The organism is Avibacterium endocarditidis (assembly GCF_002921145.1).
In the GTDB taxonomy this organism is placed as follows: Bacteria; Pseudomonadota; Gammaproteobacteria; order Enterobacterales; family Pasteurellaceae; genus Avibacterium; species Avibacterium endocarditidis.
In genome coordinates this window covers 34,938-43,567 of sequence record NZ_PQVI01000068.1, presented here as the reverse complement: position 1 = coordinate 43,567, position 8,630 = coordinate 34,938, and the positions used below count along the sequence as shown (strand labels likewise).

Genomic DNA, 8,630 nt, shown 5'->3' with positions numbered 1-8,630 from the left:
ATTTTATGCCAAAGCATATTTAATCAAGCTAAAGGCAATAAACCACATAATGATCCCAGTTGAGCAATCCAACAAACGCCAAGTGATTGCTTTTTGGAAAAAGGGGATCAGCAATCTTGCGCCATAGCCCACACTGAAAAACCATAATCCTGACGCGGAAATCGTGCCGATTAGAAACGCGGTTTTATGCTCAATACTTAAGGTGCCAGCAATACCGCCTACGATAACAATGGTATCCAAGTAAACGTGTGGATTAAGAAAAGTGAGTGCGAGGGCGATCGCCACCGTTCTTTTAAGGGATAAGCTTGCCCCTTGTTCTAAGGCGAGCGCGGTGTTGTTGCGATAAGCGGAAAGGAAAGCGCGGCCACCATAAACCAGCAAAAATAATCCCCCCACTAAGGCTAATACCACACTGGCGATTTTTTCTTGGCTGATGAAATGCCCTAAACCAAACACGCCAAGGGAAAATAACAAGCAATCACAGAGAAAAAATAGTACACAAAGCACGAAAACGTGCTGTTTGAGCAAGCCTTGTTTAAGTAAAAATGTGTTTTGTGCGCCAATGGTGGCGATAAGCCCAAAGCACATTAAAAAGCCTTGTAGATAAAATTCCATTGCTTTCCCTTTGTGATCCCCTAATGATTCAAAATGGCGATTATAAAAGCCACAGGTGAAAATAATCAATCGCAAAGGGCAAATTTCCTTAAACTTTGCCTTATTAAGTAGTACACTATCGACACTTATTTTCAGCCTATTTAGAGGGATAAAATGAAACCTTTTTTAATTGCGCCATCTATTTTATCAGCGGATTTAGCCCGCTTGGGCGAAGACGTGGAAAACGTGCTAAAGTGCGGTGCAGATTTAATTCATTTTGATGTAATGGATAATCATTATGTGCCGAATTTAACCTTTGGCCCTGCGGTATGCAAAGCCCTGCGTGATTATGGCATTAACGCGCCCATTGATGTGCATTTAATGGTGAAACCGGTGGATCGTTTAATCCCTGATTTTGCCAAAGCTGGGGCGAATTACATCACTTTCCACCCTGAAACCACAGAGCATATTGATCGCTCATTGCAACTTATTCGTGATAATGGCTGTAAAGCAGGCTTAGTGTTTAATCCCGCTACGCCACTGAGCTATTTGGATTATGTGATGGATAAAGTGGATATGATCTTGCTGATGTCGGTAAACCCAGGATTTGGCGGTCAGTCTTTTATTCCTGCGACGTTGGAAAAATTAAAACAAGCTCGCCAACGCATTGATGAAAGCGGTTTGGATATTCGTTTGGAAGTCGATGGTGGGGTGAAAGTAAACAATATTGCGGAAATTGCACGCGCAGGGGCGGATACCTTTGTGGCTGGATCAGCAATTTTCGATCAACCAGATTATCAAAAAGTGATTGACGAAATGCGTCAAGAATTAAGTAAGGTAAGCAAATAATGGCATCACAATTTAAACTGATTGGTTTCGATTTAGACGGCACGCTAGTAAACAGCCTGCCTGATTTAGCGCTTTCCGTGAATTCTGCATTAAGTGAAGTGGATTTACCACCAGCCCCTGAAGAATTGGTGCTAACTTGGATCGGCAATGGCGCGGGCGTATTGATTGGACGCGCATTGGAATGGGCTGCTGCACAAACAGGCAAAACATTAAGTGCGGTAGAAATTGAGCAAGTAAAAACCCGCTTTAATTTTTATTATGGCGAAAATCTGTGTAATCTCAGCCGTTTATATCCTAATGTGAAAGAAACGCTGACTGAGTTAAAAGCGCGTGGCTTTATTTTAGCCGTGGTAACCAATAAGCCAACGCAACACGTTCTCCCTGTGCTAAAAGCCTTTGGTATTGATCATTTATTTAGCGAAACCTTGGGCGGGCAATCCTTACCGCAAATCAAACCACACCCTGCGCCATTGTATTACTTATGCGGTAAATTCGGCTTATACCCAAAACAAATTTTATTTGTGGGTGATTCAAGAAATGACATCATTGCCGCCACTTCCGCAGGCTGCCCTGTGGTGGGATTAACCTACGGCTACAACTATAATATTCCTATTGCAGAAGCGCACCCTGATTGGGTTTTTGATGATTTCGCGCAAATTCTGCAAATTGTTTAATATGAATTAAAAAGGATATAACAATGACCAAACCTATCGTATTTAGTGGCGTTCAGCCTTCTGGTGAATTGACTATTGGTAACTACCTTGGCGCGTTACGCCAATGGGTGAAAATGCAAGATGATTATGAATGCCTGTTTTGTATCGTGGATCAACACGCCATCACAGTGCGTCAAGATCCGCAAAAATTACATTCTGCTACCCTTGATGTGCTAGCGTTGTATTTAGCTTGCGGCATTGATCCTGAAAAAAGCACGATTTTTATTCAATCGCACGTTCCAGAACACGCTCAGCTTGCGTGGGTGCTAAATTGTTACACCTATTTTGGCGAAATGGGGCGTATGACCCAATTTAAGGATAAATCCGCACGCCACGCCGAAAATGTGAATGTTGGATTATTTACCTATCCTGTTTTAATGGCAGCAGATATTTTGCTTTACCAAACCAATCAAGTGCCAGTGGGGGAAGATCAAAAACAACATTTAGAAATCACCCGTGATATTGCACAGCGCTTCAACGCGCTTTATGGCGAACATTTTGCCATTCCAGAAGTATTTATTCCGAAAGCGGGCGCACGCGTGATGTCATTACTTGAGCCAGAGAAAAAAATGTCGAAATCAGACGAAAATCGCAACAACGTGATTGGTCTATTAGAAGATCCAAAATCTGTGGTGAAAAAAATTAAACGTGCGGTAACGGATTCTGATGAGCCACCTGTAATTCGTTATGACGTAAAAAATAAAGCGGGCGTGTCTAACTTGTTAGATATTTTGGCGGGGATTACTGGCAAAAGCATTGCCGAATTAGAAGCAGAATTTGAAGGCAAAATGTACGGTCATTTAAAAACCGCCGTTGCCGATGAAGTGTCTGCAATGCTCACCCAGTTGCAGGAACGCTACCACCATTTCCGTAATGATGAAGCTTTATTGCATAAAATCGCTGCCGAAGGGGCGAAAAAAGCACAAGCACGCGCGAAAGCCACATTAGATGCGGTGTACAAAGCTATCGGTTTTGTTGCCCTTTAATACTTATCGCGATTTTATTTTAATCATAAATTAGGCGAAAAATTCGCCTAATTTTCACCGCACTTTCTTTTGTAATGAACTATTGTTTCGCAATGCAATCTAAATAAACACTTCATTTAATTAGTATTAGAAGGAATTTTAATGAAACGATTCAAAGTGCTTTTGCTTAGCTTGTTTGCTTTGCCTAATGCGTGGGCAAATTTAGATACCAATATCAAATACAGCTCAAATTATTTAATGCCTGCTTATGTGCATTTTAACGCCAACGGATCGCAATATCGCGTTGATGCTAAGATCAATATTCCGCTGTATAACATTGAATTTAAATCCGTTGGGACACAAAGCAAAACGGATTTTAAAATGACCAATTACCAAGATGTGCGTAATGGTAAGCCTTATGCCAAAACGATCATAAAAGGTAATGAAATTGCTTATGGTAAAGTGAAAAACGGTTTGAAAAGCGAGCCACTTGAAATGCCAACCTTTGATTTATTCACTGTGGCGTTCCAGCTTAGCTATTACGATAAATTGCCACAAAATTTCCAAATTACTAACGGCAAAAAATTGTATCCAATGAAAAATGTATTGGTGAAAAAAAGCGAACGAAAAGTAACGCGAGATAATCAATCGCACACCGAAATCACCTATCAATTCCGCACGGGTGAAAAATCTTTTGTAGTGAAAAAATACGCAGGCGAACAATTCCCGCGCTATATTTCCTACGATAAAGATGGGGATCACTATGAATTGACCTTTAGTGAGTTTGTGAAATAAGGCTTAATATATTTCGTACTAAAAAGGCAACGTTCAAGTAAATATTAATACGTTGCCTTTTCTCTTATATGCGGTTTAAAAATTTAATAAAAAAGCACCGCACTTTCATTACCATTGATAGCTATACCCCAAATTTAGCTGTACATTCTCTCTATAACGGCTTCCCATTTGATTTTTCACTGATACATCGAAAGAACCCAATGTGGTTTGCAGTGCTGTACCTAATTCAAACTGAGCGCGGTTGCCGAATGATTGAATATCGGCTTTATGTTGATTGATAACAATATCGCTTGAGCCAAAATCATTTAGCCAATAAATTCCGGCATAAGGTTTTAGGCTAAGCGATGAAAATGCAATATTTCCCATAAATTGAGCGCCCAATTTGCTGCGATAAGTTGTGTTACCATTGAATTTGGTTGCCGATATGCTCGCTTGTGGCACAACACTCCAATTAGCAGACATTGGCAATTTAATGCCTGTACCAAGGCGTAAGCTATGCGCATTGAAGCTTTGTTTATCAACTTCATCACCACTTAAGCGTAAGCGGTTGTAGCTGTAATCAGCATCAAGGAATAAGCCATTTTGCCACTGCATTCCGCCATAAATACCGATATGGTTGCCTTTGATTTTCGCGCTGCCATAATCTTTGTCGAAATCAATTTTGCCTTGGCCAAGCCCCGTATAAAGCCCTGCATAGTAATAGGTATCTTGATTGACAAAATGCGTATCATAACCAACGCTCAGCAAATGATTACGCTGTTTAAAGCCAGATGTGTTGGCTAAGAGTGTTTGATAAGAATCCACTTCGCTCCAATTATTGCTATTTTGCACCCAGAATCCGGTTAAGCGTTCCGTGTTATGCAAGAATCCAACGCGTTCGCTTACTGTTTCCCCTTGTGTATATAAATAAGCGCGCGCCGCCTGTTGGATTGAAATCACATTATTGGCATATTGACTAAATGTTCTCGCCCCCTCATCATCGCCTTGCGGTTGCGGTTGCGGTTGCGGTTGCGGTTGCGGTTGCGGTTGCGGTTGCGGTTGCGGTTGCGGTTGCGGTTGCGGTTGCGGTTGCGGTTGCGGTTGCGGTTGCGGTTGCGGTTGCGGTTGCGGTTGCGGTTCTTCAGTATCGGCTGATTTCCTTTATGTGCCAATACCCAGTTATTATTATCTTTCGCTAATTCATAGCGATAAATTCCTGCATCGACATAAGGTTTATCTTTTAAGCTGAATGTTCCATCACCTGAATTGGTTTTCACTAAAATGACTTTGCCATTTTCTTTTTTCGGTTCGTTGCGAGAGTTTCGTACTTGTAAACGATGATCACCTGTTACGCTACCTTTGACAATAATTTGATCAGCTTTTTCAGAAGCGAGATCGGAATTTAGAATAAATTCACCGTTGCCCGATAAATCTTGGTTAATTGTTAAGGTGTGGAATGCAGAATCTGGCTCAAACTCAACGGTTGAATTATTGACGCTGAGATTATCTAAGGTGCTATCTCCTTTAAATTTCCAATGGCTATTGCCATTTAAGGTTAAATCCACCGTGCCGTGTTCGTAATTAGGGTTAATATAGCTAACACCTTGCAATTTTGCGCCTTGATCGGCTTGGATTTTTAGGGATAGGTTGTTGGTGATTTCAGGAGCATCAGGTTCTTCTTCTCTAATCATATCAATGATATGCTGATCATTAATATTAATTAATCGATCTGCTTTAATTTCACCACCATTAATTTGAAGATCAATGGCATCTTTTTCTTGCATTCTCAGTAATATAATGAAAGAAAGTACCAGCTGAAATACGGTTATCTTTAAAGGTCATTTTAGAAACTAATAGCTTAGTTTCATCCCCCCCGTGTTGGACCTTCTAAATCAAGAACTTTGCTTTTATTATTTAAAGAAATTTGGCTATTCGTTAAATTCAAAGTAATTTGATCTTCAACTTCTTTGGAAAGACTAAAACGCAAATTGCCCATCTTGATTTCCTGTTATTGATAAATTATTCCCTTTAAAATTTATCCCTCCAAAATTTGATATTGCATTTGCTCTATCTGCATTCATCAAAATAGATAAATTATCTAGCTGAATATTGGAATTATAGGCATTGATCCCCTCGCTGCCATAACCATTTAAAATAATTTTTCCCCCTTTTGCGATTAAATCTCCTCGATGCAGATTAATTGCTATACCGCCGTACTCATCTTCTCCATTAATTTGCTCAATGCTTGAACCAACTGTCAATGTTACGCCTTGTTCAATCACTCCCGTATCACCTTGCCCAAGCCCAAGAATAGCACTGCCCTCACTAGGATAACGATCTAAAGTGGCGAATACCCCCTCTTTTAAAGTAATACGATTTTTCTTAGAAATATCCATTACCATAAATAGTGAACCACCAACCTTCTCTCCATCTTTATTTATTCCATTAGAAGTTACAGCTCTATTTTTATAATTTCCTTTTAGAACGGTAATATTGAAGGCTTTATCATCAGAAGGAAATTCTCCTTCTAATAAAAGACGCGTATTTTCTCTTGAAAATTGAGGTTCGTAAATTTGATAAGCACTAGATTTAGAAATATGAGTCGTAAAATTACAACCATACCCATTAGAACAAGTCAAATCAATCGCATTCGCTTGTGAATAGCAGGCAACTAATATTGCCCAAAGTAAGTTTGGTGAAAATTTTGTCATTGGTTATCCTTAGCTTATGATAAAAAATAATCGTGTTTGCATAAATAAGCCTGCTTATAGTACCACAAAAGATAGGGCTATATAAAAATTCCATTGCGTAAAAGAGCCATATAAAAAGTGCGGTGATTTTTCACCGCACTTTTTCTAACAAGGAATATTAATCTTCATCTTTTTCCCATTCTAATGCACGTTTCACGGCTTTTTTCCAGCCTTTGTAACGTTTAATGCGTTTGGCTTCATCGTCATCAGGCAGAAAAGTGCGTTCAACATCGGCTTTATCACGCAATTCGTCTAAATCTTTCCAGAATCCTGTGGCAAGCCCTGCAAGATAAGCGGCGCCTAGTGCGGTAACTTCTTTCACCACGGGGCGTTCAACTGGGGTATTGAGAATATCAGCTTGGAATTGCATTAGGAAATTATTAGCGGTTGCGCCGCCGTCCACACGTAAGGATTTAAGTTTTTCCCCTGAATCGGATTGCATTGCCTCTAACACATCACGAGTTTGATAGGCGATAGATTCAAGGGTAGCGCGCACAATGTGGTTGCGGTTTGCGCCACGAGATAGGCCTAAAATTGCACCTCGGGCGTAAGGATCCCAATAAGGCGCGCCTAAACCAGTAAAGGCGGGAACAACATAAACACCGTTACAATCAGGCACTTTCTGTGCGAAATATTCGCTGTCGAAACTATCGTGAACAATTTTAAGTTCATCACGCAACCACTGAATTGATGCACCACCCATAAAAATTGAGCCTTCTAAAGCATATTCAGGCTCGCCTTTGGCATTACAAGCAATGGTGGTGAGCAAGCCATTTTGCGATTGTACGGCTTTATCGCCCGTGTGCATTAACATAAAGCAGCCTGTACCATAGGTATTTTTAGCTTGCCCTGCGTGAACGCAAAGATGTCCATAAAGAGCGGCTTGCTGGTCGCCTGCAATACCCGCCACTGGAATACGCACTCCGCCTTTTCCGCCGATATTGGTTTGTCCGTAGATTTCCGAAGAATTACGCACTTCAGGTAGCATTGATTTTGGAATGTCCAAAATTTCGAGCATTTTGTCATCCCATTGTTTGGTATGAATGTTAAATAACATTGTGCGAGAAGCATTGGTGTAATCCGTAACGTGTACGCGTCCCTGGGTGAGTTTCCACACAAGCCAAGTATCCACCGTACCAAAAAGCAATTCGCCACGTTCAGCTTTTTCTCTTGCTCCTTCTACATTATCCAAAATCCATTTCACTTTAGTACCAGAAAAGTAAGGATCTACCACCAATCCTGTGGTTTTACGAATATAATCTTCGTGGCCGTCTGCTTTGAGTTTATCGGTAATATCCGCAGTACGGCGACATTGCCACACAATGGCATTGTAAACAGGTTTGCCGCTTTCTTTTTCCCATACGATAGTAGTTTCACGTTGATTCGTGATCCCTATCGCGGCAATGCTATCAGAAGAAATGCCGGCTTTCGCCACCACTTCGTTTAAGGTGGAACTTTGTGTTGCCCAAATTTCCATTGGATTATGCTCTACCCAGCCTGCTTGTGGGTAAATTTGGGTAAATTCACGCTGCGCAATTTCAACAACATTGGCATTATGATCGAGCAATACCGCTCTGGAACTGGTTGTGCCTTGATCTAAAGCGATAATATATTTTTTCTCTGTCATAATCGATCCTCTTTTGTCTGTTAGATAAGTAAAATGTTGCACCTTTTTACTCACGAGAACATTAGTTTTGAGCTAAAACGAAAGAATTACCTGAAAGAAAATAATCGAAAACGCTCAAGTTTAAAATGGGAAATATTCAAATTTTTGATCCACTTCACAAAATATTTTTACCACTCCCTATGATGAGTTATTTGCTAGATTTCAATAGTAATCAATAAATTAAAAATGTGATCCAGATAGCAAATTGGATAAAAAGTAGATAAATCCTTACAAAAAGTATTGCTTTATAGGATTTTCTATTAATAATGGAATACGCACCAATAATATTCAAAAGAACACTTTTTGGATCTAAACGAAA

The 8,630-nt window shown here is 40.2% G+C and carries 8 protein-coding genes and 1 pseudogene; 4 read left to right on the top strand and 5 right to left on the bottom strand.

Annotated features, from left to right (window positions below):
- Positions 1 to 3: 3 nt before the first annotated feature.
- Positions 4 to 615 (bottom strand): LysE/ArgO family amino acid transporter, encoded by a 612-nt coding sequence (locus C3Z13_RS05410; protein ID WP_103854130.1) that lies wholly within the window; start codon positions 613 to 615, stop codon positions 4 to 6.
- Positions 616 to 768: 153 nt separating this feature from the next.
- Here C3Z13_RS05410 and rpe point away from each other — a divergent pair, with 153 nt between their 5' ends.
- The 4 genes from rpe to C3Z13_RS05390 all read left to right on the top strand — a co-directional run bounded on the left by rpe (position 769) and on the right by C3Z13_RS05390 (position 3,916).
- A complete protein-coding gene (gene rpe / locus C3Z13_RS05405) occupies positions 769 to 1,443 on the top strand; it encodes a ribulose-phosphate 3-epimerase (protein WP_103855253.1) in 675 nt (224 codons plus the stop codon).
- Complete coding sequence (locus C3Z13_RS05400; RefSeq protein WP_103855252.1) at positions 1,443 to 2,117, top strand: phosphoglycolate phosphatase; 675 nt, start codon at positions 1,443 to 1,445, stop codon at positions 2,115 to 2,117. Before rpe ends, C3Z13_RS05400 begins: the two co-directional genes overlap by 1 nt.
- 23 nt (positions 2,118 to 2,140) lie before the next feature.
- A complete protein-coding gene (gene trpS, locus C3Z13_RS05395; protein WP_103855251.1) occupies positions 2,141 to 3,142 on the top strand; it encodes a tryptophan--tRNA ligase in 1,002 nt (333 codons plus the stop codon).
- 141 nt (positions 3,143 to 3,283) lie between these two features.
- A complete protein-coding gene (locus tag C3Z13_RS05390) occupies positions 3,284 to 3,916 on the top strand; it encodes a hypothetical protein (RefSeq protein WP_103855250.1) in 633 nt (210 codons plus the stop codon).
- 108 nt (positions 3,917 to 4,024) lie between these two features.
- On the opposite strand, the pseudogene C3Z13_RS12705 reads toward C3Z13_RS05390, so the two are convergent.
- The 4 genes and pseudogenes from C3Z13_RS12705 to glpK all read right to left on the bottom strand — a co-directional run.
- A pseudogene (locus C3Z13_RS12705) lies at positions 4,025 to 4,888 on the bottom strand (autotransporter outer membrane beta-barrel domain-containing protein); the annotation flags it as partial.
- The gene (locus C3Z13_RS12700; protein WP_281258779.1) at positions 4,852 to 5,586 is read right to left on the bottom strand and encodes a pertactin-like passenger domain-containing protein; all 735 of its coding nucleotides are present in this window, start codon (positions 5,584 to 5,586) and stop codon (positions 4,852 to 4,854) included. The gene C3Z13_RS12700 and the pseudogene C3Z13_RS12705, both read right to left, overlap by 37 nt.
- A gap of 285 nt (positions 5,587 to 5,871) precedes the next feature.
- Positions 5,872 to 6,606 carry a hypothetical protein gene (locus tag C3Z13_RS05375; RefSeq protein WP_103855247.1) on the bottom strand — a complete coding sequence of 245 codons (735 nt, stop codon included), beginning with the start codon at positions 6,604 to 6,606 and terminating at the stop codon, positions 5,872 to 5,874.
- A gap of 157 nt (positions 6,607 to 6,763) precedes the next feature.
- The gene (glpK, locus tag C3Z13_RS05370; protein ID WP_103854131.1) at positions 6,764 to 8,272 is read right to left on the bottom strand and encodes a glycerol kinase GlpK; all 1,509 of its coding nucleotides are present in this window, start codon (positions 8,270 to 8,272) and stop codon (positions 6,764 to 6,766) included.
- Between the last annotated feature and the right edge of the window lie 358 nt (positions 8,273 to 8,630).

What these genes read in the sequence shown, in the direction of transcription:
- C3Z13_RS05375 (WP_103855247.1), bottom strand. Translation starts at nt 6,606, where the DNA reads ATGACAAAATTTTCACCAAACTTACTTTGGGCAATATTAGTTGCCTGC.
- C3Z13_RS12700 (WP_281258779.1), bottom strand. Translation starts at nt 5,586, where the DNA reads ATGATTAGAGAAGAAGAACCTGATGCTCCTGAAATCACCAACAACCTA.
- C3Z13_RS05390 (WP_103855250.1), top strand. Translation starts at nt 3,284, where the DNA reads ATGAAACGATTCAAAGTGCTTTTGCTTAGCTTGTTTGCTTTGCCTAAT.
- C3Z13_RS05400 (WP_103855252.1), top strand. Translation starts at nt 1,443, where the DNA reads ATGGCATCACAATTTAAACTGATTGGTTTCGATTTAGACGGCACGCTA.
- rpe (WP_103855253.1), top strand. Translation starts at nt 769, where the DNA reads ATGAAACCTTTTTTAATTGCGCCATCTATTTTATCAGCGGATTTAGCC.
- glpK (WP_103854131.1), bottom strand. Translation starts at nt 8,272, where the DNA reads ATGACAGAGAAAAAATATATTATCGCTTTAGATCAAGGCACAACCAGT.
- C3Z13_RS05410 (WP_103854130.1), bottom strand. Translation starts at nt 615, where the DNA reads ATGGAATTTTATCTACAAGGCTTTTTAATGTGCTTTGGGCTTATCGCC.
- trpS (WP_103855251.1), top strand. Translation starts at nt 2,141, where the DNA reads ATGACCAAACCTATCGTATTTAGTGGCGTTCAGCCTTCTGGTGAATTG.